The organism is Streptomyces tateyamensis, assembly GCF_003205575.1.
GTDB classification, from domain to species: domain Bacteria; phylum Actinomycetota; class Actinomycetes; order Streptomycetales; family Streptomycetaceae; genus Kitasatospora; species Kitasatospora tateyamensis.
The window spans coordinates 1-23859 of sequence record NZ_PYBW01000023.1; the positions used below are offsets into that span (position 1 = coordinate 1).

Genomic DNA, 23859 nt, shown 5'->3' on the forward strand with positions numbered 1-23859 from the left:
TTCCCCCCGGCTACCCGACTGCCGTGGATGGAGTCGACGAGCTGGGGCTCTGCAAACCAGGCGGCGTCCGGTACCAGCATGAGCGGCGGATGTGGCAGGGTGGGCGGCGCGGCTGAGGCTTCGGGCCGGTTTCTGGCGATCCAGGCGAGTGTGTCCCGGTCCATGACCTGATGGGCTGGAAGGCTCCGGTCCTCGGCGAGTTCTGTGAGCGACGCGGTGCTGTGATCCGGCGTTCGTGAGGTCATCTCTGGTTCCTCGAAGGGAAGAGGTTCGGTGGGCGTCAAGCTGGGTGTGGCGATCCTGACCATGGGCACGCGGCCGAAGGAGCTGGCCGAGCTGCTGGCCTCGGTGGAGATGCAGACGGTCAAGGCCACGAAGGTCGTGCTGGTTGGCCAGGGGTGTGCGCTGCCGGAACTGCCGTCGTGGGTGGAGGGCGTGGAGCTGGCGGAGAACCTCGGGGTGACTGGCGGCCGGAACGTCGCCCTGGACCACCTGCGGGACATGGACGTGGTGATCGACCTGGACGACGACGGCCTACTGGTCGCTGACGACGTCCTCGCACGGATCGCTGCTCTGTACGAAGGCGACCCCGACCTCGGGATCGTCGGTCTCCGGATCGCAGACGAGACCGGCGTTACCCAGCGGCGCCACGTCCCCCGGCTGCGGGCCGGAGATCCGATGCGTGGCGGTGAGGTGACCGGCTTCCTGGGCGGCGGCCACGCGCTGTCCTCGGAGATGCTGGAGCAGGTCGGGGGCTGGCCGGACTCCTTCTTCTTCGCACACGAGGAGACCGACATGGCCTGGCGGGCGCTGGATGCCGGATGGCGGGTCTTGTACGTCCCCGAGCTGCTGCTCCAGCACCCGCGCACCAGCCCGACCCGGCACTCGTTCTTCTACCGGGTGAACGCCCGCAACCGGGTGTACCTGGCGCGCCGTCACCTCCCGGCCCTGCTCGTACCGCTCTACCTCGGGGTGTGGGTGGCGCTCACCGTCGCCCGGACCCGGGACACGGCCGGGCTGAAGGCGTGGTTCGCCGGCTTCGCCGAGGGCTGGCGCACACCGTGCGGCCGACGCAAGCCGATGCGCTGGCGCACGGTGTGGACCATGACCCGGCTGGGCCGGCCGCCGATCATCTAGGCCGCTGCCGCCTGGCGCATCCAGTCCGGGATAGCCTCCGGGGTGGCCTTCAGCCAGGCCACGTAGCGGGCGACGCCTTCCGCCATCGTGATGGCCGGCCTCCAGCCCAGCAGGTCCTCCATTCGCTGGACGGAGGCGTAACCGCCCTCGGGGTCGCCGGGCGGCATGGGCGTCTCGATCAGCTGGACGTCCGGGTAGTGGCTGCGGACGAGTTCGGCGACTTGCCGAATCGAAGTTCCGGTTCCGGTACCGATGTTGATGGTCTCGTTGTGTGCGCGGGGTGCGACCAGCGCCCGCAGAGTGCCAGTGGCGATGTCGTCGACGTGGACCATGTCGCGGATTTGGCGGCCCCCGCCGTTGAGGTGCAGCGGCAGGCCGAGTGCGGCCCGCATGGCGAACCAGGCGACCACCCAGGAGTGGCTCCGCTCCTTGACGACCTGCGGTTCGCCATAGACCTAGAAGTACCGCACGACGGCATACGAGATGCCGGCACCGCCGAGCACCGCGGCGGTCTGGTACTCGCCCCACACCTTGCTGTTGCCGTACACCGACACCGGCTGGACCGCTGCGTTCTCCACGAACTGCGGGCTGCCGTTGCCGTAGACGCTGGCGGAGGAGACGAACACCATCCTGCGCACCCGGTCCGAGGCGGCGACGGCGTCCAGGACCCGCTGGGTACCGGTGATGTTGGTGTCGATGGCGTCCAGCGGCCGACGTGTGCAGGCCGCCACATCGGCCAGGGCGGCGGCGTGGATCACGTAGTCGCAGCCGGAGATCACCTTGCGCATCAGCTCCGGCTCGGCGATGTCGCCGATGATGAAGTCCGGGGCGGAGGCGTCGATGTCGAACCGCTCGCGGTACACCTCGTGCGGGTAGGCGTCGAGCTTGCATACCGAGATGGGGCGGGCGCCGAGCCGGCGAAGCTGGGACGTGATGCGGCTGCCGATAAGGCCACCGGCACCAGTGACCAGGACGGTCTTTCCTGAGAGCTGTTCGAGGGACAAGGGAGGCTCTTCCTCTCACACGTGGGATGGGCGTGCTGCGGCGACGCGCGGGTCAGCTGGCGCGGTGCTTTGGGCAGCGGCAGGCGGGCCAGGTCGCTGAGGGGTGGTACGCGTAGGCGTCGGGTTCCGATTCCACGGTGATGACGCCGGAGTCGTCGTACCGAGTGCCGTCCTTCGCGATCTTGAACGTGCGGATGTACAGGCCCTGGTGGCGGTCCTCGGGAAGCTTGAAGTCCGGGGAGTTCTCAGCGCTCACGCCACCGACTCCCGGTGGCGCTTGCGGCGGCGACGACCGGCAGCGAGCTGACGCAAGACCAGGGCACGTCGGCGGGCGCGTTCCCGGTTCGGGACGAAGATGACGGTCCGGTCGCCGGCCTGTATGCGGATCTCGGCGCTGTTCACGCGGTGCTCCCGAAGCGGATGCTCCTGATCGCGTCGCAGGGCCAGAGGTTCTCGCACCGGACGCACAGCCCGTCCTTGCTGCGGTGCTCGTCCAGCAGCATGCGGTTGCTGGTTGCGGCGGTGCCCTCCCGTGTCGGACTCGTGGATCGGCGCGGGATCGGCCGGGTGGGGTCCACGAGCGCGGAGGCGATGTTGAGGCTCCACGGGTGCGGTGTGCGGTCGGCAGTCGTCATCAGCGTCTCCGGGGTCGCGAGTTGGCGGGGCGGCTTTCGATGCCGGACGTATGGCTGGAGCCGCCGTAGGCCGCCGCTCCGCGGGCGTCCAGGACCCGAATCGGCTCCACCCTGCGGAGCGGCATGCAGTTAGTGAACCGCCTAATCGCTACTGGGAGTACGGTATTGGGCACGCTATGCGGTTTAAGCGGTTTAACGGCCCGTCAGGGAGGTGCGCTTTGGCGCCGACGAGGGAACCGAACGAGCGGCTGCGGAAGGTCATCGACGAGACGAAACTCTCGGGCGATGCGATTGCGCGCCTGGTCAGGCGGGTGGCGGCCGAGCATGACGAGTTCTTGGAGACCAACAAGTCGAGCATCACGCACTGGAAGAACGGCGGTCAGCCGGCCGGGAACGTCGGTGCCTTCCTGGCCGAGGCGTTGGGCCGCGCGCTCGGCGGACGGGTCGTGACGCTGGACGAGATCGGCTTGATCGCGCCCGCACCCCAGAAACCCGACTGGGACGCGGATACGCTGAGCGCGCTGGCCGAACTCGGGAGAGCCGACGTGGACGTGGAACGCAGGCGGGCCCTGGGGGTGGCGGTCTACTCGGTGGCCGCGCTCTCCCTGCCCGGCGAAGACTGGTGGCAGCGCATGGCCGAGCGGAGCAGTGCGCGCAGCTCTGCCGCAACGCGGCGGGTCGGCCCTGTTGACCTCGCAGCCGTCCGCGACATGACCACCCTGTTCTCCCAAGTGGATCAACGGCGAGGCGGTGGCCACGCCTGGACGTCCGTGGTGCAGTACCTGACGACCGACGTCACCGCCTACCTGCGGGGGAAGTTCACCGACGAGCGTGTTCGCCGTGATCTCTTCTCCTCAGCCAGCGAACTCGCTTACCTGGCTGGTTGGATGGCGTTCGACGGTGGCCAGCACGCGACCGCGCAGCGGTACTTCGCCGAGGCGGTGAAGCTCGCGGCCGAGGCCGGCGATCCGCCGATGGCCGCTCACGTGCTGCGGGCGATGGCGCACCAGGCCATCGACCTCGGACACCACCAGCAGGCTCTCAACCTCGCGGCGGCCTCCGTCGACGGCGACCGGTACGCGCTCGCCTCCCCACGTGAGCGGGCTCTCCTTGGCGTCGTCCACGCCCGGAGCCTGGCCTCCGCCGGCCGCAAGAACGCCGCCGCCAAGGCACTGCTGCGAGCCCAGGACGACCTGTCGGCTGCCAGCGACGACATGGCCGAGCCGGACCGGGTGTTCTTCTTCGGCGAGGCGAGCCTGGCCCACGAGACCGCGTGCGCCCTGCGCGACATAGGAGACCTCGACGGCTCGGTGCGCGAGTTCCACCACAGCGTCCGCACCCGCAAAGCCACGAAGTTCACCCGCACCCACGCGGTGACGCTGGGATACCTCGGCTCCGTGTACGCGCAGATGAACAACATCGACCGGGCCTGTGCCACCTGGTCGCAGGCGCTGGACGCCATGGACGGCGTACGGTCCGGCCGCACCCGCCAGGCCGCCGCTGACATGCGCACCCTGCTCTCCCCCTATCGGCGGCGCGGTACCGCGGCGATCAGCGAGGTCGACGCGCGCGCTGCCGCGTACCTGTCCGAAACAGCCTGATGAGGAGTCACTGATGGCAGACCGTGAGACGTTCGAAGTCGAGGCCCTGGGCCACGTGGTCGGCGGACGCGTCGAACCCACCGACGACTTCTGGGGTGGCACCCGGGCGATCATCCGGCTGGACGGATCCCTCTTCACCGCCGATGCGACCAAGGGCTTGGAGGACTTCTCGCACTTGGAGATCGTCTTCCGGTTCCACCTCACAGACCCGACCGACCTGAATCTCGGCGCCCGCCGGCCTCGGGACAACCCGGAGTGGCCGGAGGTCGGGATCTTCGGGCACCGCAACATGCGGCGCCTGAACTGGCTCGGGATCTCCCGCTGCCGCCTGCTCAAGGTCGACGGGCTGGACCTCCACGTCGAAGACCTCGACGCTGTCGACGGCACGCCTGTGCTGGACGTGAAGCCGTGGTTCGGTGAGATGGGTCCTCGCGGAGAACAGCGCCAGGCCGAATGGACCACCGTCATGCTCCGCGACTACTTCGCGCCCGCAGTCAACGACTGACGATCGACGCGGCAGTGGCTGGGCGGTGTTGCGGCAGCGGCGACGAGTCGCCCTGCTGACAGCCGACATGGGCGACATGATCAAACTTGGCGGTGATTGCATCCTGCTCCCGGCCGCCTGGTGCCAGCCCGGCCCACCGGCTCCATGTCGTCGGTGAGCGGCTGAGTGTGCCGGGCGGGGGCAAGGTGCAGGAGGCCGCCTATCGAACGAATGTTCTGATAACTGCATCTATACAGATGCAGACTTTGGCTGTGTGTGGCTGGAGGATGTTGACATGAAAGCGGTGCCTGCCTCCTGCGGAGGCCAGCCATGTGGAGATCTGTCGCGAACTGGAGTGGAGTGGCTCTCTGGGCCACTGCGTTCCTGGGTGTCCTGATGGGGCGCGTTCGCGTCCTTCTGGAGAGGGCCGCCGACGTGGTGCGTGCCTGGCGTGAACTTCGCCGAACGCTCCGATGCCGATCGTGAACCTCGGGCTCGGCAGGGCATTCTCAACTGGACCGAGTTCGAAGGCCGTCGCCCCGTGCGGGCCCGAGGCGACATGTCCGGTGGACGACGATGGCCCGGACCGCTGTGCGGTCCGGGCCATCTGCCGGCGGAGGATACGAGATTCGAACTCGTGAGGGGTTGCCCCCAACACGCTTTCCAAGCGTGCGCCCTAGGCCTCTAGGCGAATCCTCCGTGGGAGAGCTTAGCCCATGTCGAGGGGTGGTTGCGAACCGCTATCTCGCAGGTGAGCGGAGCGGGTGGCCTGGGGATCGTCAGAGTGGGGTGGTGGCGGGAGGCGGGGCCGGGATCCGCTACTCTTGGGGCAGCCCCTCGTGTGGCGTTATCTCTCTGAACCCCCCCAGGGCCGGAAGGCAGCAAGGGTAGGAGGGCTCTGGCGGGTGCACGAGGGGTCCTTCTTTTGGGGGCTGACGCGTTTGTCGGTCTGTCCCGATATCGTCGGGGGCGTGTCCCTAGCCCTGTACCGCCGCTATCGCCCCGAGACTTTCGCAGAGGTCATCGGGCAGGAGCACGTGACCGCTCCGCTCCAGCAGGCCCTGCGCAACAACCGGGTCAACCACGCGTACCTGTTCAGCGGCCCGCGCGGGTGCGGGAAGACGACGAGTGCGCGGATCCTGGCGCGCTGCCTCAACTGCGAGCAGGGGCCGACTCCCACGCCGTGCGGCGAGTGCCAGAGCTGCACCGACCTGGCGACCGGCGGGCCCGGTTCGATCGACGTGATCGAGATCGACGCCGCTTCGCACGGTGGTGTGGACGACGCTCGCGAGCTGCGCGAGCGGGCCTTCTTCGCGCCGGTGCACAGCCGGTACAAGATCTTCATCCTGGACGAGGCGCACATGGTGACCTCGGCCGGCTTCAACGCGCTGCTCAAGGTGGTGGAGGAGCCGCCGGAGCACCTGAAGTTCATCTTCGCCACCACCGAGCCGGAGAAGGTGATCGGGACCATCCGGTCCCGCACCCACCACTACCCCTTCCGGCTGGTCCCGCCAGGGACGCTGCGGGACTACCTGACCGAGGTCTGCGGCCGGGAGGGCATCCAGGTCGAGGAGAGCGTCTTCCCGCTGGTGGTCCGGGCCGGGGCCGGGTCGGTGCGTGACTCGATGTCGGTGATGGACCAGTTGCTGGCCGGCGCCGGTGAGGGCGGGGTCACCTACCAGATGGCGACGTCGCTGCTCGGATACACGGACTCCGCGCTGCTGGACGAGGTGGTGGACGCCTTCGCCGCGCAGGACGGGGCGACCGTCTTCCAGGTGATCGACCGGGTGGTCGAGGGCGGCCACGATCCGCGCCGGTTCGTGACCGACCTGCTGGAGCGGCTGCGCGACCTGGTGATCCTGGCCACCGTGCCGGAGGCGGGGGAGAAGGGGCTGATCGACGCCCCGGCCGACCGGGTCGCGGTAATGCAGGCGCAGGCCGAGCAGTTCGGCTCGGCGGAGCTGAGCCGGGCCGCCGACATCGTCAACACCGGGCTGACCGAGATGCGCGGGAACGCGGCGCCGCGGCTGCAGCTCGAGCTGATCTGTGCCCGGGTGATGCTGCCGGGCGCCTACGCGGACGAACTGTCGCTGATGGCCCGGGTGGACAAGCTGGAGCGCGGGGCGGTGATGGCCGCGGGCCGGCCGGTGGCGCTGAGTCAGCCGGCAGCGCCGAGCCAGCCGCCGGGCCAACCGCCGGTGGTGGAGCAGCAACCGGTTGCAGTGGCTCCCGCGCCCGCGCCCGCGCCCATGCCTGCGCCGGCGCCCGTGCAGCCGACCGCCCCGCAGCCCGCTCAACCCACCGCCGCCGCCCCCGCCCCGGGCGCCTGGCCGATCCCGCGCAGCTTCCCGGCCCCCCAGCAGCAGGCACCCCAGCCCGCAGCCGCAGCCGCCGCAAGTGCCCCACCGCAGCCGCAGACGCCGCCGCAGCCCGTCGCGGCCCCGGAGCCCGCCGCCCCCTCGGCGCAGCACCAGCAGGGCGCCGCCCAGGTGCGCCAGATGTGGCCGCAGGTGCTCGAGGCGGTGAAGAACCGCCGCCGGTTCACCTGGATCCTGCTGAGCCAGAACGGCCAGGTGGCCGGCTTCGACGGCAGCACCTTGCAGGTCTCCTTCATCAACGCCGGTGCCCGGGACAGCTTTGTCAGCAGCAACAGCGACGAGGTGCTGCGCCAGGCCCTGGCCGACGCCCTGGGCGTGGACTGGCGGGTGGAGTGCATCGTCGACCCGTCCGGCGGGGTCGGCCAGCCGCCGCAGCCCCCGCAGGGCGGCGGGGGCGGCGGTTGGGGCGGCACCCCGCAGCCCCAGCGCCCGGCCGGCCCGCCCGCCCCGACGGCCACCGCGGTCGGCGGGTTCCAGGCGGTCCCCGGCGCGGCCCAGGGCGGCGCCCCGGCGCCGACCGGTGCGAGCCCGCAGCCGCCCACCGCGCAGGCACTGGCGCAGCCACCGGCACAGACACCGGCACCCGCACCGGCCTTCCAGCAGTCGGCCCCCCAGCAGCAGGCACCCCAGCCTTCGCCGGGCCGGCCGCCGCAAGGCCAGTCGGCGGACCGTCAGCAGTCCTCCGTCCGGGCCGTCGCGCCTCCGCCGGACGACTACCCGCCGGACGACTATCCGCCCGAGGATCTGTACGACGCCGCCCCGGCTCCTGCGCAGGCCCCGGGAGCGTCCGCCGAGGAGCTGATCATGCGTGAGCTCGGTGCCACCGTGCTGGAGGAGATCCAGCACGGTGGCTGAGCCGCCGTCGGCAGGACGTAGGCTCAACCCGTAGTCGACAGGTGACAGACGGCAGGTGGCAGGCGGCAGCCGCGCCGGCCGACACTCAGTCAGTCAGCCGACAGTCAGTCAGTGAAGTCAGCCCGGCACCGGCCGGGACGGCACGTCAGATTTCCAGTCAGGAGAGACCGTGTTCCCTGGTGGCGGCCAGCCCAACATGCAGGCCCTGCTGAAGCAGGCGCAGAAGATGCAGCAGGACCTCGCCAAGGCTCAGCAGGAGCTGGCCGAGGCTCGGCTGACCGGCTCGGCCGGCGGCGGTCTGGTGGAGGCGACGGTGACCGGCAGCGGCGAGCTGACCGCCCTGACCATCGCCCCGGCCGCGGTCGACCCGGAGGATACCGAGACGCTGGCCGACCTGGTGCTGGCCGCGGTTCGCGACGCCAGCGCGGCGGCGCAGAAGCTGCAGGCCGAGCGGATGGGCCCGCTGACCCAGGGCCTGGGCGGCGGCGGCATCCCCGGCCTGCCGTTCTAGAGCCTGCCGACACGGCTCGGGGCCGGCCCGCCCGGCCCCGAAGCAGTACCGGCCCTGATAGCAGTACCGGCCCCGATGCAGCCAGCACCGGCCCTCAAGCAGTAGCAGTGCCGTACGGCCGGCAAGCAGGACCAGCAGCTGGACGCCAGAAGACCAACCCTGAACGTTTGCGGACCGAAAGCTGCCGGGAGCTGTGCCCGGCCCCCGGTTCGTTGGATGATGAGGGCGACGCAACGAGGAAGAACTAGGAAGGCAGAGCGGTGTACGAGGGCGTGGTTCAGGACCTGATCGACGAACTGGGCAGGCTGCCCGGCGTCGGGCCCAAGAGCGCCCAGCGGATCGCCTTCCACATCCTGCAGTCCGATCCGGTGGACGTCCGCCGGCTCGCGCACGCGCTGCTGGAGGTCAAGGAGAAGGTCCGGTTCTGCGTGGTCTGCGGCAATGTCGCGGAGGCCGAGCAGTGCCGGGTCTGCCTGGACCCGCGGCGCGACCTCTCGGTGATCTGCGTGGTCGAGGAGCCCAAGGACGTGGTGGCGATCGAGCGGACCCGCGAGTTCCGCGGCCGCTACCACGTGCTGGGCGGGGCCATCAGCCCGATCGAGGGCGTCGGACCGGACGATCTGCGGATCCGCGAGCTGTTGGCCCGGTTGGCCGACGGCGGTGTCGGCGAGCTGATCCTCGCCACAGACCCCAACCTGGAGGGGGAGGCGACCGCCACCTACCTGGCCCGGCTGTGCAAGCCGATGGGCCTGAAGGTGACCCGACTGGCGAGCGGACTGCCGGTCGGCGGAGACCTTGAGTACGCCGACGAGGTCACCCTCGGCCGGGCCTTCGAAGGGAGACGACTGCTCGATGTCTGAGTCTGAGAACAGCGCGCACCAGGCGGCGCACGCCCAAGCCGTGCACGCCCAGCCCATCCACAACCAGGAGCCGGACGACTTCGCGGTGCAGATCGCGGACTCGGTGAAGAGCTTCGTGGTCGCCGTGACCGAGATCGCCAAGGGCGACGAGCCGGGCAGCGCCATCTCGCTGCTGCTGCTGGAGGTGTCCCAGCTGCTGCTGGCCGGCGGTCGGCTGGGTGCGGTCGAGGACGTGCTCCCGGAGGACCGGTTCGAGCCGGACACCGGGCCCGAGCCGGACGGCGTGGAGCTGCGCGAGCACTTGGCGGAGCTGCTGGCGCCGATCGACGTCTACCACGAGGTCTTCGACCCGTACGGCCCGCCGGAGAAGCCGAGCGCGTTCCGGATCTCGGACGATCTGGCCGGCGTGGTGAGCGACCTGCGGCACGGCCTGACCCACTACGAGGAGGGCCGGGTCAGCGAGGCGCTCTGGTGGTGGCAGTACTCCTACCTGTCCAGCTGGGGCTCGGCCTGCACCGCGGTGCTGCGGGCGCTGCAGTCGCTGATCGCGCACGTGCGGATGGACAGCCCGATCGGCGCGGTGCCGGACGGCGCGGACACCGACGACGACGGGCTGACCGACGAGCAGCTGGCCGAGCAGGCGGGCGACCTGATGGCGGCGGAACTGGGGATGTGACCCCCTCGCGGAGCGGTGCCGGGGAAAGTCACAGGAAAATCTTTTCCCGGCAAATTCCGAGCCCGCACCGCCCCCCTGGGCGGAATTCTTCTCGCGCCCGGTGCCGCCCGCCAGCAGACCCTGCGGGGAAACCTGTTCAAACCTTGATATCAAAGTCTCATCATATGAAACGCAGCGGCCGGGCGTTCCCTGCTCGGTAGACTGACCGGCGACCGCAGTACCCCCTGTCCATGGGGGTACGGGGGACCGGACGGCGCCACCCCGCGCCGGGCACCAACCCCCGAACACGACTCAGTCGAGGAGCGCACGTGGGCCTTGTCGTGCAGAAGTACGGCGGCTCATCCGTTGCGGATGCCGAAGGCATCAAGCGCGTGGCCCGTCGAATCGTCGACACCAAGAAGGCCGGCCATGAGGTCGTCGTCGTGGTGTCCGCGATGGGCGACACGACGGACGAGCTGATCGAACTCGCCGAGCAGGTTTCCCCGATCCCCGCCGGCCGCGAGTTCGACATGCTGCTGACCGCCGGCGAGCGGATCTCCATGGCCCTGCTGGCGATGGCGATCAAATCCCTGGGGCACGAGGCCCAGTCGTTCACGGGCAGCCAGGCCGGTGTGATCACCGACCAGGTCCACAACAAGGCGCGCATCATCGACGTCACGCCCGGCCGGATCCGCTCCGCGCTGGACGAGGGCAACATCGCCATCGTGGCCGGCTTCCAGGGTGTCTCCCAGGTCAGCAAGGACATCACCACGCTGGGCCGGGGCGGCTCGGACACCACCGCGGTGGCGCTGGCCGCCGCGCTGAAGGCCGAGGTCTGCGAGATCTACACCGACGTGGACGGCGTGTTCACCGCCGACCCGCGGGTGGTCAAGAAGGCCCGCAAGATCGACTGGATCGCCTACGAGGACATGCTGGAGCTGGCCTCCTCGGGTTCCAAGGTGCTGCTGGACCGCTGTGTGGAGTACGCGCGGCGCTACAGCATCCCGATCCACGTACGATCGTCGTTCTCCGGTCTGCCGGGGACCATCGTCAGCAACACCAACCCGAACAAGCCCGAAGGGGGCGAGATGGAGCAGGCCATCATCTCCGGAGTCGCCCACGACACGTCCGAGGCGAAGGTCACGGTCGTCGGCGTCCCGGACAAGCCGGGCGAGGCCGCGCGGATCTTCCGGGCGATCGCGGACGCCGAGGTCAACATCGACATGGTGGTGCAGAACGTCTCGGCCGCCGCCACCGGGCTGACCGACATCTCCTTCACCCTGCCCAAGACCGAGGGCCAGAAGGCGATCGACGCGCTGGGCCGGGTCAAGGAGGGCATCGGCTACGAGTCGCTGCGCTACGACGACGCGATCGGCAAGCTCTCGCTGGTCGGTGCCGGAATGAAGTCCAACCCCGGGGTCACCGCGACCTTCTTCGAGGCGCTGGCCGAGGCCGGCGTCAACATCGAGCTGATCTCCACCTCGGAGATCCGGATCTCGGTGGTCACCCGGGCCGAGGACATCCCGGAGGCGGTGCGCGCCGTGCACAGCGCCTTCGGCCTGGACAGCGACAGCGACGAGGCCGTGGTCTACGGCGGCACCGGCCGCTGACCCTGCCTCTGGCCCTGACCCTGCGGCCCTGGCTCTGGCCCTGGTCCTGGCCGTCGTCCGGCCTGGTCCGGCCCTGGTCCTGGCCGTCGTCCGGCCTGGTCCCGGCTCTGATCCCGCCCCGGACTGCCGAACCGGCCGACTGACGACTCGTCGGCACGGATCTGCGGCACCAAACGGAATGAAACGGACTGCAGCCCCCTTCGAGTGGAGGGGGCTGCGTCGCGTGCGGAAGAATGTCCGTCAGGGGATGCAACCCTGAGGGGGGATCGAGTGTCCAACGGGCGTGACAGACCTGGCGGTGGTGCATGCGGTCGCGGTGGCAAGGCCGGTGCCCGTGCGGCGGGGGGTCGCTGAACCTGAGATGACCACCTCGGCGACCGATACCGTGGCGGGGGCCAGCGTCGACCTGCTGACCACCACCTACCAGGCGCACTACCGAGCGCTGCTGCGCCTGGCCGCGCTCCTGCTCGACGACCTGTCGAGCTGTGAGGACGTGGTTCAGGAGGCGTTCATCCGGGTACACGCGGCCCGGCGGCGGGTCCGTGAGCCGGAGAAGATCCTGGCCTACCTGCGGCAGACCGTGGTCAACCTGTCCCGCAGCACGCTGCGCCGGCGGATCCTCGGGCTGCGCCTGCTGCCCAAGCCGATGCCTGACATGGCCAGTGCTGAGGAGGGCGCCTACGATGCTCTGGAACGCGACCAACTCAAGACGGCCCTGCAGAGTCTGCAGCGGCGTCAGCGCGAGGTTCTGGTGCTGCGGTACTACGCCGATATGACGGAGGCTCAGGTTGCCGAACTGCTCGGGATCTCGGTCGGCGCGGTGAAGGCGTACGGCTCGCGCGGGCTGGCGGCGCTGCGGGTGCTGATGGAGAGCGGCAATGGTTGAGCAACGTCGACCCGACGACGGGGCGGCAGTCTTCCCGGGGCCCGACGGGGCGTCAGCCTTCCCCGGGCCCGGCGACGTGTCAGCCTTCCCCGGCTTCCCCGGACCCGACGGGGTGTCAGCGTCTCCCGAGCTCGACGGGGCGGCAGCCCGCCGCGGGCCCGAGGGCGGGTCGGGCGACTCGCTCTGGATCGAGCCGACGCCCGCCGAACCGGCCCCGAGCTGGGGCGAGGAGCAGGCGGTCCGCGCGCTGCTGCACCGAGCGGTGACCGGGGTGCAGCCGGCCGCGGACGCGCTGGCGCGGATCCAGCGCGCGGTCCCGGCCCGCCGGGCGCACCGCCGCCGGGTGCGGGTCGGGGCGCTGGCGGCGGCGCTGGTCAGCGCGGTCGCGGTGCCGACCCTGAGCAGCATGGGCGCCTTCCAGCTCTCCGACGGCAGCACCAGCACCGGCCCGGTCCCGGCGCTCAGCAGCACCAGCCCGGGCACCGGCAGCGCGGTGCCGCCGAGCAGCGAGTCGGTGGCGCCGGTCCCCGCCCCGGGGCAGGGGCAGCCGGGCAGCACCTCGTACGGCGGCGGCAGCGCGAGCAGCTCGTCCGCCCCGCCGAGTGCCAACCCGACCGGATCGGCCCCGCCCAGCGCGGCCGGCTCTCCCACCGGGGTGCCGGACTGCGGCCGCGGTGACCTCGCTGACGGCGGTACCACCGCGCTGGCCCCGGACCAGACGGGGCGGGTGTCCGGGACGATCGACGTGCTGAACAGCTCCGGCCATCCCTGCGTGCTGGTCCAGCCGGGCAGCGTCTACGCCGCCGACAGCAGCGGCTCCCCGATCCAGGTGGTCGCCCACGTGGTCAACGACCCGGCCGGCAGCCTGCTGCCGAACCCCGCCGCGATCCCCGCGCTGCCCAGGGTGATGCCGGCGGGCAGCCGCTACCAGCTGCCCTGGGCCTGGGTCCCGGACCAGAGCTGCCCGACCGCGCCCGCCAGCCCCAGGGCGTCGGCCAGCCCGGCCGCCACCGCTGCCCCGGCCTCGCCCGGTCCGGCCGCCACCGGCGCCGCCAGTTCGTCACCCCCGCCGACCAGCCCGTCCCCGACCCAGCTGCCGAGCACCACGATCACCCTGAGCCACCGCCCGCTCTACGCCGGCTCACCGGTGGGGACCTTCGCGGTCACCAACACCTGCCCGGCCGGCCGGCTGTACGTCGACCCGCCGCTGGTGGGGCAGTAGCCCCCGGGCGAGGGCGCTCGGCGCGGGTCGTTACCGTGGTGCTGTGTACCGATTCCTCCTGACTCCGCGCTGGATCGGCGCCACCCTGCTCGCGGTGGCCGCCATCGCCTGCTGCCTCTGGCTGGGCAGCTGGCAGCTGGGTCGGTTCGAGGCCCGGGTGGGCAGCCACCACGCGGCGGCCGCGCAGGCGCCGAGCGGTGCGCCGGTGAGCCTGGACGCGGTGCTGCCGGGCGCCGACGCCAAGGTCAGCACGGTGACGGTGGGCCGGCCGGTGAGTCTGACGGGCAGCTACGACCCGGCGCACCAGCTGCTGGTGCCGGACCGCACGGTGGACGGCAGGTCCGGCTACTACGTGCTCACTCCGCTGCGCACGGACGACGGCCGGGCGGTGAGCGTGGTGCGCGGCTGGGCACCGGGCGGTGCCGCCGGGGCGCGGCCGCCCGCCGCGCCGTCCGGTCAGGTGACCGTGACCGGGCGGCTGCAGGCCCCGGAGACCAGCGGCAGCGGCGGTGCGGTGGCGGGCGGGCTGCCGGCCGGGCAGTTGGGCACGATCAGCCCGGCCACCCTGGTCAACCTGCTGCCCTACCCGGTGTACGACGGCTGGGTGGCCGCCGACCAGGTGCCGGCCGGGCTGACCGCGGTGCCGACCGCGCAGCCGGCCGGCGGCGACGGGCTGACCGCGCGGGCCTTCCAGAACCTCGGCTACACCCTGGAGTGGTTCGTCTTCGCAGGCTTCGTCGGCTTCATGTGGTTCCGGCTGGCCCGCCGCGAGGCGGAGGCGGCGCAGGACCGGGCCCTCGGACTGGACCCGGCCCTGGCCGTCGACTGACGGACCGTCGGCTCAGTACACGGGCGGAGACGGACCGCCGGCTCAGCCCAGGTGACGGCGGACGAAGTCGATCTCCAGCCGCAGCTGCTTGATCCGCTCGTCCACCACCAACGACCCGTGCCCGGCGTCGTAGCGGTAGACCTCGTGCGGGACCCCCAGTTCGGCGAGCCGGCTGACGTAGTTCTCGATCTGCCGGATCGGACAGCGCGGGTCGTTCACTCCGGCGCTGATGTACACCGGCACCCGGACCTGGTCCACGTAGGTCAGCGGCGAGGAGGCCCGCCAGCGCTCCGGCACCTCCTCGGGGGTGCCGCCGAAGAGCGTGCGGTCCAGGGACTTGAGCGCCTCCATCTCGTCGGTGTAGGCAGTCAGGTAGTCCGCGACCGGGACCGCGGCCAGGCCCAGCGTCCAGTCGCCGGGCTGCACACCCAGGCCCAGCAGGGTCAGGTAGCCGCCCCAGGAGCCGCCGGACAGCACCAGGCGCTTCGGATCGGCCAGCCCGGAGGCCACCGCCCAGGCGCGCACCGCGCCGATGTCCTCCAGCTCGATCAGCCCGACCCGCTCGCGCAGCGCGTCGGTCCAGGCCTGGCCGTAGCCGGTGGAGCCGCGGTAGTTGACCCGGACCACGGCGAACCCGTGGTCCAGCCAGGCGGCCGGGCCGGCCGCGAAGGAGTCGCTGTCGTGGTGGGTCGGTCCGCCGTGCACCTCGAAGACGGTCGGGAACGGTCCGTCACCCTCCGGGCGCTGCACCAGGGCGTGCACCCTGCCGCCCGGGCCGTCCACCCAGACGTCCTGGACCGGTACCGAGCCGGGCGGCACGGTGCCCGGCGCCCGCAGCACCACGCCGCCGGCCGTGGAGCGGACCGCGGAGGGCTCGGCGGCCGAGGACCACAGGTACTCGACCGTGCCGTCCGGGCGGGCGGTGGCACCGGCGACGGTGCCGCGCGGGGTGTCCAGCCGGGTCAGCGTGCCGGTGGCCAACTGGTAGGAGTAGAGCTCGCTGCGGGCCTCGAACTCGTGCTCCACCAGCAGCGCGGTGGCGTCCGGGCGCCACTGGGCGGAGACGTCGCCGGGCAGCGGCTCGCCCTGCTCGGTGCGGAGCACCAGCTCGGTCTCGGTGCCGGTCAGCGGGTCCCAGACCATCGGCTCCCAACGGCCCCGGCGCTGGTGGGCGACCAGCAGCCGGTTGTCGCCCGGCACCGGCGCGAAGCCCAGGCAGGCCAGGCCGCGCGGCTCGGCGTGCCCGGTGACCTCGTCCAGCTCGGCCACCGTGGAGCCGTCCGCGGTGCGCACCACCCGGATCGCCGAGTGCATCGCGTCGCCGTGCTCGGTGTGGTCGATGGCCAGCAGGGTGCTGTCGTGCGACAGGTCGCCGACCCCGCCGTACTCGGCGTGCCGGTAGATCTCCTCGGGCTCCGCCGCCCCCGGGCGCAGCAGGTGCAGGGTGGTGCCGTCCTCGTCGGTGGAGCGGCCGACCACCACGGTGCCGTCGCGGCCCAGCGCCAGGCCCGCCTCGTAGGAGGGGGCCAGGCCGGGGACGGCCTCCTGGTCGGCACCACCGGCGAAGGGCTGGCGGCGCCAGATGCCGAACTCGTCCCCGTCGGTGTCGTCGAACCACCAGACCCAGGCGCCGTCGGGAGACAGCGCCGCGTCGGTGGTGCCGTTGGGGCGGTCGGTGACCTGGCGGTGCGTGCCGGCCAGCCGGTCCCAGGCGTAGATCTCGTACGTGCCGGTGGCGTTGGAGACGTACAGCGAACGCTCGGGCGCGTCGTCCGCCCAGTCCGGCAGGGACACCCGGGCGGCCCGGAAACGCTGCTCCCAGGCGGGCACGTCGTTCTTCTCGCTACTCATCCGAGTCACTTTGGCACGGATCGCAGGCGGTCCGGCAGAGGGGGTGGTCCGGTCGGGCCCCGGCAGCGCTGCCGGGGCCCGACCGGGCTCACGCCGCGGGCACCTTGTCCAGGAAGCCGTGCACCGCGGCGATCCGGCCCGCCTCGTCCGCGACCAGCACATCGAAGCCGATCACCAGTGCCTCGGCGGCGCCGGCCGGGGCCAGCTCCCAGGTGAACCGGGCCAGGTTGTGGTGGGCGTCCACGCCGGCCGCGCCGAGGGTGAAGACCAGGCCCGGGAACTGCGTCTGGACGGCGCCGATGGTGGCGTGCACCGCGTCCCGGCCGACCGCCTCGACCAGAGGGTCGGTGTAGCTCGCGTCGGCGGCCCAGAACTCCTCGACCAGCTTGCGGCGCTCGTCGGCGTCGGTGGCGTTCCAGGTGGCCAGGTACTGCTCGGCGAGCTGCTGAAGGTTCGTCATGTCGGGCTCCTCGTCGTTGTTTTCCGGTTTCCTGCGCTGGTCAGAACGGTAGGCGCGGGCGGCCCGGAGCGAATCGGTCAGCCATCGGTAGGGTCGACCCATGCTGTACGGGAGGGCACGGGAGCGGGCGGCGGTGGCGCGGCTACTGGCGGAGGCGGCAGGCGGGCGCAGCGGGGTGCTGGTGCTGCGCGGTGAGCCGGGGATCGGCAAGAGCGCGCTGCTGCGGGACGCGGCCGAGCAGGCGGGCGAGCGGTTCCGGGTGCTGCGGGCGAGCGGGGTGGAGAGCGAGGCGGACCTGCCGTTCGCCGGGCTGCACCTACTGCTGGCCCCCGCGCTGGACCGGTTGGCCGCGCTCCCTGGGCCGCAGCGGCGGGCCCTGGAGGTGGCTTTCGGGCTGGCCGAACCGGCGCCCGGCGGGGCCGGCGGCTCCGCCGACCGGCTGCTGGCCGGGCTGGCGGTGCTCGGCTTGCTGGCCGAACTGGCCGCGGAGCGCCCGCTGCTCTGCCTGGTGGACGACGCGCACTGGCTGGACCGCTCCTCGGCGGACGCGCTGCTGCTGGCGGCCCGTCGGCTGGAGCGGGAGGGGGTGGTGCTGCTCTGCGCGGCCCGGGACGGCGACGGGGCGTTCGCGGCCGCCGGGCTGGCCGAGCTGCGCCCGGCTCCGCTGGAGCCCGCGGCGGCGGCCGAGTTGCTGGGTGAGGTGCTGGGCGAGCGGCTGGCCGGGCCGGAGCGGGCCGGACTGCGGTACCGGGTGCTGGTCGAGGCGCAGGGCAACCCGCTGGCGCTGACCGAGCTGCCGGGCGCGCTGGACGGGGCCGCGCCGGTCGGCGAGTTGGCGCTGACCGAGCGGCTCCGCCAGGCCCTGCTGGGCCAGGTGGACCGCTTGACGCCGGGCGCACGGACGCTGCTGCTGGCCGTCGCCGCCCAGGACCGCGGCCGAGTCACCGCTCTACTCGCTGCCGGTGCGAAACTCGGCTTCGGAGAAGCGGAGTTGGCTGCTGTGGTAGCGGCCGGACCGGTTCGCCGGGACGGCCCGGAGGAGCTGGCGTTCCGTCATCCGCTTCTGCGGCGGGCGGTGCTGGACGCGGCGCTGCCCGAGCAGCTGCGGGCGGTGCACCGGGTGCTGGGGGTGGGGCTGCGCAGGGAGGGTGACCAGGAGCGCGGCGACTGGCACCTGGCGCAGGCGGCCGAGGGGCCGGACGAGGAGCTGGCCCTGGCACTGGAGCGGGCCGGGCGGCGAGCCGGTGCGCGGGCCGGGCACGCGGGGGCGGTCGCCGCCTTCGAGCGGGCGGCCGCGCTGTCGCCGGACCGGACCGCGCGGGCGGGCCGGCTGCTGCTGGCCGCGGAGGCGGCGGTGGATGCGGCGCAGGCCGACCGCGCCACCGAACTGGCCGCCCGTGCTGCCGAGTTGGCGGACGATCCGGTGCAGTGGGCGGTGCTGGACTGGGTCGCGGCGACGGCGGCGTTCTGGCGCGGTGACTGCCCGGAGGCGCACCGCCTGCTGCTGCGGGCCGCCGGGCGTCGGATGGCGCCGCCGCTGGCCGCCCGGGCGCTGCTGCCGGCCTTCCATGCCGCGTGGTACCTGGGCGAGGAGCAGGCGGCCGAGGTGCTGGACCGGCTGGCCGCCCTCCAACTGCCCGCCGACGACGCGGTGGTGCCGCTGGTGGCCCAGCTGACGGGGGCGGTGCGGCCGGTGCTGGGTGTCTCGGTCGGCGAGTCGGCGCCGCGCAGGGCGGACAGGGCACCCGGGTCGCTGGCCGAAGCGGCCCGACTGGCCCGGGCGGCCGGTGCCGAGAGTCCGCGCGAACTGGTGCAGCTGTGCGGGGTCGGCCTGGTGGACGGGCGGGACGCGCAGACCCTGGCGCTCGCGGTGGAACTGGTCGAGGAGGCACGGACGGCGGGCGCGGTGGGCGTGCTGCCCACGCTGCTCTTCTTCCTGGCCGAGGCCGAGCTGTTCCACGGCCGGCACCGGGCGGCCGAACTCGCTGCCGCCGAGGGCCTGGGGCTGGCGGGGGACCTCGGCCAGCCCCAGTGGGAAAGTCAACTGGCCGCCTTAGATGCCTACTTGGCGGCGCTGCGCGGTGACGGGCGGCGGCTGCGCGAGCGGGTGGACCAGGCCACTGCGGAGACCGCCTGGGCGCGCGGCACCCGGTGGGCGGCCGGGACCTCCTGGACCCAGTGGGCGCTGGCCGCGGACGACCTGGCCCAGGGGCGGGCGGCCGAGGTGGTGGACCGGCTGGCGGCGCACACCGCCGGGCCGCACCGGCACCACGTCTCGGCGGTGCGCACGGTGCCCGACCTGGTCGAGGCCGCGGTGCGGCTGGGTCGCCCGGAGCGGGCCGAGGCGGCCTTCGAGCGTTTCGCCCGGTGGAGCGAGCGGTGCGGGGAGCCGGCCTGGAGCCGGGCGCTGGTGCTGCGCTGCCAGGCGCTGCTGGGCCCCCCGGAGCTGGTCGAGTCGGCCTACCTGGCCGCCCTGGAGCTGCACCGGCAGGCCGACCGGCCGTTCGAACTGGCCCGCACCGAGCTGCTCTTCGGCGAGTGGCTGCGTCGCGGCAAGCGGCGCGCCGAGGCCGGGGGACGGCTGCGGGCGGCGGCGGAGGTCTTCGACCGGCTCGGTGCCGTGCCGTGGGCCGAGCGGGCCCGCACCGAGCTGGCCGCGGCCGGCGGTACGGTGCCGGCGGCCCAGTCGGCCGGGCCGTTGGCCGGGCTGACCCCGCAGGAGGAGCAGATCGCCCGGCTGGCCGCCCGTGGGCTGTCCAACCGGGAGATCGCCGCCCAGCTCTTCCTCAGCCCGCGGACGGTGGGCCACCACCTGTACAAGGCCTATCCGAAGCTGGGCATCTCCTCGCGGGGCGAACTGGCGGGGCTGGTCGGCTGACCGGCCCCGCCAGTTCTGCCGTGGCGGTCGGCTCGGGTCAGCGGACCGGCAGCACCGCGGTGTGCTCGGCGCGGACCGCCTGCAGCTGCTGCGGGTTCAGGCCCAGCAGCTTCAGGATGGTGGGCGCGATCTGCTTGGTCTCCACCGGGGCCGAGTCCCGCACGTGGTCCGGGGTACCGGCGCCGGAGACCACCAGCGGCACGTTCAGGTCGTCCGCGTGGCCGCCGCCGTGCTCGGCCACCTTGCCGTGCCCGCCGGTGTACACCACGCCGTACTGGGCCACGCCGAACACGTCCGGCACCCGGGCGTCGCCCGGCTTGACGCCGAAGAAGCCGGCCGCGGCCGCGCCCGCGTACACCTTGGTCAGGCCGCCGGTGGTGAAGGGCTTCGGGGCGCCCTTGATGTCGTTGCCGGTGCCGTTCTGGGCCAGCAGGTAGTCCTTGGCGAACGAGGTGGCCGCCGCCGAGCGGTCGTTCAGCCACAGCAGCACCGCGTCGTCGTCCACGGCGTGCGCGACCAGGTCGCCGGCGCCCGGGTGGGCGGCCTTCCAGGCGGCGTTCAGGCCGTCCAGCAGCGGGCCGTCGTCGATCCGGGTGAGCGCCTGCGGGTCGGTCGGCGACTGGCCGTGCTTGGCGGACAGGATCACCGTGGTGCTCCGGTCCAGGTGCTCCTTGCGCAGTTCGGCGGTGAGCGCGCCGATCTGCTGGTCCACGTAGTCCAGCGCACCGGCCAGCAGCGGGCTCGGCACGTTTTTGGCGGTGTAGCCGCCGGTCTGGCCGTCCGAGGCGGGCAGCTTCTGCGCGGTGGAGACGGTCTGCAGGTTCAGGCCGAAGACGGCCGGGGTGCCGGTCCGGGTGGTCCGGGCGTGGTCGTAGCCGTCGATCTCGTTGAGGACGGCCTGCACCTTGTAGCTGTCGTACTGCTGGGTGGCCTTGTTGTCCTTGGTCCAGTCGTCGCCGGCCGGGTAGCCGATCGCGTCGGAGTTGATCTCCGGCGTGAACAGGTCGTCGACGCCCTGGCCGGACGGGCCGTTCAGGATCTCGTAGGCGGCGTGCTTGTCCGACCAGGCGGTGCGCAGGCCGGCCTGGTGGGCCACCTCGAAGACGGTGTTGGTCTGCAGGTAGGTGTGCGGGTAGACCGGCTTGCAGGTGTGCGGGTCGACCGGGAGCTTGGCCGGGTTGATCAGGGTCTGCGGCTTGCCGGTCAGCTGCAGGATCGAACCGGGCAGGCCGCTCAGGCCCTGGCCCGCGTCGATCGAGGACTGGTTCTTGTCCAGGTTCTCGGTGAGGTCGACCTCGACGCCGGGCTTGGCGCCCTTGCAGTCGGTGGTGCCGGCCGGCAGCAGTGCGGCGTTGTACGTGTCGTCGTAGTAGACGCCGGTGGTGCCCGGGCCGCCGCCGGTGACCTGGGCGACCATGCCCGGGAACGAGTCGGAGGGGTTGGTGGTGCTGGCGCCGGTGTACTCGACGCCGCCGCCCACCAGCTTGGCCAGCGCCGACTGCGGGTGCTGGGCGATGTACCAGCTCAGGTCCGACTGGTGCAGACCGTCCACCGAGATCAGCAGCACGTGCTTGGCGGCGCCGTGGTGGCGGCCGAACTCGTTGTCGGCGGCGTAGGCCTGGGCGAGCGATCCTGCGGTCAGCGCGCCGGTGGCGGTGAGGACAGCGGCGAGGCGGACGGAGCGTCGGGTCAACTTCTTCTCCTGTGCGCGAGCGGGGGGTGGCTCGGACATGAGTAGTTGGCCGCGGTGTACCGGGGACGGCCCGCGGGTGAACCCTCGGCGAAGCGTCAGGTATTGCGCAAGTATTTAATCTGATGCTGCGTCAGGCCGACTCGCCTTTTGAGCTGGGTTGTACAGACATCTTACTGACGGGCTGCGATCAACTCGGCCGGCCCGCCGAGGATGCGGCGCAGGCCGAAGGTCCAGGCCTGGTTGCGCTCGGCCGGGGCTGCTCCGGTGAGCGCCGCTGTCGCCTGCGGATACCGGTCGCCGTGTTCCGCGAGCACCCGGGCCAGGCCGGCGGCCAGCTGCTCCTCGACCGCGCCCGCCGCCGGGGCGGCGGCCTGCTGCTGGGTGATGGTGCGGACGTGGCCGGTGAGCACCGTCACCGCGTCCGTCTGCTCGGCGGCGGTCAGGCCGGTGCCGGCCAGCGGGGTCAGCGCCTGCTCCAGCCGGCCCGCGGCACAACGACAGAGGGCTCATCAGATTTCTCTGATGAGCCCTCTGCTGCGAGTCGGGGTAGCGGGATTTGAACCCACGGCCTCTTCGTCCCGAACGAAGCGCGCTACCAAGCTGCGCTATACCCCGGTCCTGCGTTTGCCGCTCCGTCTCCTTCGCGACGAGTAGAACTCTACCCGACGCTGGTCAGGGAACGAAATCCGGTTATCTGGAGCGGGGGGTCAAGGTCATCAGGGTGGCCTCGGGGAAGCAGGCGAAGCGGACGGGGGTGTAGCGGTTGGTGCCGCAGCCGGCCGAGACGTGGAGGTAGGCCTGCTTGCCGCCGGCGCGGTGGGTGGACAGGCCCTTGACCCGCTTGGTGTCCAGGTCGCAGTTGGTGACCAGGGCGCCGTAGAAGGGGACGCAGAGCTGGCCGCCGTGGGTGTGGCCGGCCAGGACCAGGGGGTAGCCGTCGGCCGTGAAGGCGTCCAGGCTGCGCAGGTACGGGGCGTGCACCACACCGATGGAGAGGTCGGCGTCGGCCGACGGGCCGCCTGCCACCGCGGCGTAGCGGTCGCGGCGGATGTGCGGGTCGTCCAGGCCGGTGAACTCCACGTCCAGCCCGGCCAGGGTGAGCCGGCCGCGGGCGTTGGTCAGGTCCAGCCAGCCGGCCGCGTCGAAGCCGTCGCGCAGCTTCTCCCACGGGTTGTGGACCGCGCCGGTGATGCCGGCCCGCCCGGTGCCGTCCGCGTTGTTCAGCCCGTGGTTCCCGCTGGCCAGCGCCTTGAGGTAGCGGGTCGGGCTCTTGCGGGCCGGGCCGTAGTAGTCGTTGGAGCCGAAGACGTAGACCCCGGGGAACTCCATCAGCGGCCCGAGCGCGTCCAGGGTGGCCGGCACGCCGAGCGGGTCGGAGAGGTTGTCGCCGGTGTTGACCACCAGGTCCGGGCGCAGCCCGGCCAGACTCCGCAGCCAGCGCTGCTTCTTGCGCTGCCCGGTCACCATGTGGATGTCCGAGACCTGCAGGACCCGCACCGGCCGGGCGCCGCTCGGCAGCACCGGGACCTCGACCCGGCGCAGCCGGAAGGCGCGGACCTCGTAGCCGGCGGAGTAGGCCAGGCCGGCGGCGCCGGTGGCGGCGATGGCGAGCGGGACGGAGTACAGCTTTCGCATCGGTCCATGGTCGCAGACCCGCCCCGCCCGGGAGAACCGGGTACTGCTCCGGCTGTCTGACGGCCGGTCGGACGGCGCCGAGGAGCGGACTCGCGGCGGGGCCGGGCCGGTGTCGGTGCCGGTGTCGAGGTCGATATTGGGCAGCGCCCGCCCGGGCCGGGTGACAGACTCGACGACATGACAACGCTCAAGGAGCGGCTGCGGGACGACCTGACGGCCGCCATCAAGGGTCGGGACGAGCTGCGCTCGTCGACGCTCCGGCTCACCCTGGCCGCCGTCACCGCGGCCGAGGTGGCCGGCAAGGAGAAGCGCGAGCTCGCCGAGGAGGAGCTGCGCCAGGTGGTGCAGGGCGAGGCGAAGAAGCGGCGGGACGCCGCCGAGGCCTTCGACGCCGCCGGCCGGGCCGAGCAGGCCGAGCGGGAGCGCGCCGAGGGCGCGGTGCTCGCCGAGTACCTGCCGCAGCAGCTCAGCGACGAGGAGCTGGCCGCGATCATCGCGGCGGCCGTGGCCGAGAGCGGGGCGAGCGGGCCGCAGGGCATGGGCGCGGTGATGAAGCTGGTCCGCCCGAAGGTGGCCGGGGTGGCCGAGGGCGGCCGGGTGGCCGCGGCCGTGAAGGCTGCCCTGGCCAAGTAGAAGTACCCGGGAAGCAGAAGGACGGGAGCGGCCGGTGCCCGC

At 72.4% G+C, this 23859-nt stretch carries 21 protein-coding genes, 2 tRNA genes, 1 other RNA gene and 2 pseudogenes; 14 read left to right on the plus strand and 12 right to left on the minus strand.

What is annotated here, in order from left to right:
• Positions 1-245 (minus strand): annotated as a pseudogene (locus C7C46_RS35855) (hypothetical protein); the annotation flags it as partial.
• A 61-nt stretch (positions 246-306) separates the two neighbouring features.
• Here C7C46_RS35855 and C7C46_RS07000 point away from each other — a divergent pair.
• Positions 307-1137, plus strand: coding sequence for a glycosyltransferase family 2 protein (locus tag C7C46_RS07000; protein WP_110666909.1), 831 nt, complete (start codon positions 307-309; stop codon positions 1135-1137).
• On the opposite strand, the pseudogene C7C46_RS07005 reads toward C7C46_RS07000, so the two are convergent.
• From C7C46_RS07005 to C7C46_RS07015, 4 genes and pseudogenes are all read right to left on the minus strand, one after another.
• A pseudogene (locus C7C46_RS07005) lies at positions 1134-2141 on the minus strand (NAD-dependent epimerase/dehydratase family protein). The gene C7C46_RS07000 and the pseudogene C7C46_RS07005 sit on opposite strands and share 4 nt — an antisense overlap.
• Before the next feature lie 52 nt (positions 2142-2193).
• Positions 2194-2397: a hypothetical protein gene (locus tag C7C46_RS07010; protein ID WP_110666875.1), complete on the minus strand. Its 204-nt coding sequence runs from the start codon at positions 2395-2397 to the stop codon at positions 2194-2196.
• Entirely contained in the window at positions 2394-2543 is a 150-nt protein-coding gene (locus C7C46_RS34835; RefSeq protein ID WP_181442231.1) for a hypothetical protein, read from the minus strand. The genes C7C46_RS07010 and C7C46_RS34835 overlap by 4 nt, the downstream gene beginning before the upstream one ends.
• Positions 2540-2776 carry a hypothetical protein gene (locus C7C46_RS07015; RefSeq protein WP_110666877.1) on the minus strand — a complete coding sequence of 79 codons (237 nt, stop codon included), beginning with the start codon at positions 2774-2776 and terminating at the stop codon, positions 2540-2542. The genes C7C46_RS34835 and C7C46_RS07015 overlap by 4 nt, the downstream gene beginning before the upstream one ends.
• A gap of 218 nt (positions 2777-2994) precedes the next feature.
• On the opposite strand from C7C46_RS07015, the gene C7C46_RS07020 reads away from it, so the two are divergent.
• Positions 2995-4377: an NsdA family TPR-like regulatory protein gene (locus tag C7C46_RS07020; RefSeq protein ID WP_110666878.1), complete on the plus strand. Its 1383-nt coding sequence runs from the start codon at positions 2995-2997 to the stop codon at positions 4375-4377.
• Positions 4378-4390: 13 nt separating this feature from the next.
• Positions 4391-4882, plus strand: coding sequence for a TrmO family methyltransferase domain-containing protein (locus C7C46_RS07025; RefSeq protein ID WP_110666880.1), 492 nt, complete (start codon positions 4391-4393; stop codon positions 4880-4882).
• A 593-nt stretch (positions 4883-5475) separates the two neighbouring features.
• Here C7C46_RS07025 and C7C46_RS07030 read toward each other — a convergent pair.
• A tRNA-Ser gene (locus C7C46_RS07030) sits at positions 5476-5560 on the minus strand.
• 129 nt (positions 5561-5689) lie between these two features.
• Between C7C46_RS07030 and ffs the strand changes: the two genes are divergently transcribed.
• The 9 genes from ffs (at position 5690) to C7C46_RS07075 (ending at position 14667) form a co-directional block, all read left to right on the plus strand.
• An RNA gene (ffs, locus tag C7C46_RS07035) (signal recognition particle sRNA small type) lies at positions 5690-5786 on the plus strand.
• Between the two features lie 46 nt (positions 5787-5832).
• Positions 5833-8094, plus strand: coding sequence for a DNA polymerase III subunit gamma and tau (locus C7C46_RS07040; RefSeq protein WP_110666882.1), 2262 nt, complete (start codon positions 5833-5835; stop codon positions 8092-8094).
• Positions 8095-8263: 169 nt separating this feature from the next.
• Positions 8264-8605 carry a YbaB/EbfC family nucleoid-associated protein gene (locus C7C46_RS07045; RefSeq protein WP_110666884.1) on the plus strand — a complete coding sequence of 114 codons (342 nt, stop codon included), beginning with the start codon at positions 8264-8266 and terminating at the stop codon, positions 8603-8605.
• Positions 8606-8865: 260 nt separating this feature from the next.
• Positions 8866-9465: a recombination mediator RecR gene (gene recR / locus C7C46_RS07050; protein ID WP_110666886.1), complete on the plus strand. Its 600-nt coding sequence runs from the start codon at positions 8866-8868 to the stop codon at positions 9463-9465.
• On the plus strand, positions 9458-10141 hold the full coding sequence (locus C7C46_RS07055) for a DUF5063 domain-containing protein (protein WP_245984260.1): 684 nt from the start codon (positions 9458-9460) through the stop codon (positions 10139-10141). Before recR ends, C7C46_RS07055 begins: the two co-directional genes overlap by 8 nt.
• 308 nt (positions 10142-10449) lie before the next feature.
• Positions 10450-11730 carry an aspartate kinase gene (locus C7C46_RS07060; protein WP_110666888.1) on the plus strand — a complete coding sequence of 427 codons (1281 nt, stop codon included), beginning with the start codon at positions 10450-10452 and terminating at the stop codon, positions 11728-11730.
• A 361-nt stretch (positions 11731-12091) separates the two neighbouring features.
• Positions 12092-12616 (plus strand): SigE family RNA polymerase sigma factor, encoded by a 525-nt coding sequence (locus C7C46_RS07065; protein WP_110666890.1) that lies wholly within the window; start codon positions 12092-12094, stop codon positions 12614-12616.
• A gap of 112 nt (positions 12617-12728) precedes the next feature.
• A complete protein-coding gene (locus tag C7C46_RS07070; protein WP_110666892.1) occupies positions 12729-13838 on the plus strand; it encodes a hypothetical protein in 1110 nt (369 codons plus the stop codon).
• A gap of 43 nt (positions 13839-13881) precedes the next feature.
• Entirely contained in the window at positions 13882-14667 is a 786-nt protein-coding gene (locus C7C46_RS07075) for an SURF1 family protein (RefSeq protein WP_110666894.1), read from the plus strand.
• Between the two features lie 42 nt (positions 14668-14709).
• On the opposite strand, the gene C7C46_RS07080 is transcribed toward C7C46_RS07075, so the two are convergent.
• Together C7C46_RS07080 and C7C46_RS07085 are read right to left on the minus strand one after the other, a co-directional pair.
• Positions 14710-16518, minus strand: coding sequence for a S9 family peptidase (locus tag C7C46_RS07080; RefSeq protein ID WP_110666896.1), 1809 nt, complete (start codon positions 16516-16518; stop codon positions 14710-14712).
• 88 nt (positions 16519-16606) lie between these two features.
• A complete protein-coding gene (locus C7C46_RS07085; RefSeq protein WP_110666898.1) occupies positions 16607-16978 on the minus strand; it encodes a nuclear transport factor 2 family protein in 372 nt (123 codons plus the stop codon).
• A gap of 100 nt (positions 16979-17078) precedes the next feature.
• On the opposite strand from C7C46_RS07085, the gene C7C46_RS07090 reads away from it, so the two are divergent.
• Positions 17079-19856: an AAA family ATPase gene (locus C7C46_RS07090; RefSeq protein ID WP_110666899.1), complete on the plus strand. Its 2778-nt coding sequence runs from the start codon at positions 17079-17081 to the stop codon at positions 19854-19856.
• A 37-nt stretch (positions 19857-19893) separates the two neighbouring features.
• Here the strand turns inward: C7C46_RS07090 and C7C46_RS07095 are convergent, their stop codons facing one another.
• The 4 genes from C7C46_RS07095 to C7C46_RS07110 all read right to left on the minus strand — a co-directional run bounded on the left by C7C46_RS07095 (position 19894) and on the right by C7C46_RS07110 (position 23184).
• Positions 19894-21549, minus strand: coding sequence for an alkaline phosphatase family protein (locus C7C46_RS07095; protein ID WP_245984261.1), 1656 nt, complete (start codon positions 21547-21549; stop codon positions 19894-19896).
• A 170-nt stretch (positions 21550-21719) separates the two neighbouring features.
• Positions 21720-22028 carry a TetR/AcrR family transcriptional regulator C-terminal domain-containing protein gene (locus C7C46_RS07100; protein ID WP_220040572.1) on the minus strand — a complete coding sequence of 103 codons (309 nt, stop codon included), beginning with the start codon at positions 22026-22028 and terminating at the stop codon, positions 21720-21722.
• 62 nt (positions 22029-22090) lie between these two features.
• Positions 22091-22164, minus strand: a tRNA-Pro gene (locus tag C7C46_RS07105).
• A 75-nt stretch (positions 22165-22239) separates the two neighbouring features.
• Positions 22240-23184: a metallophosphoesterase gene (locus C7C46_RS07110; protein WP_110666905.1), complete on the minus strand. Its 945-nt coding sequence runs from the start codon at positions 23182-23184 to the stop codon at positions 22240-22242.
• A gap of 177 nt (positions 23185-23361) precedes the next feature.
• Between C7C46_RS07110 and C7C46_RS07115 the strand changes: the two genes are divergently transcribed.
• Entirely contained in the window at positions 23362-23817 is a 456-nt protein-coding gene (locus C7C46_RS07115; protein ID WP_110666907.1) for a GatB/YqeY domain-containing protein, read from the plus strand.
• The last annotated feature ends 42 nt before the right edge of the window (positions 23818-23859 follow it).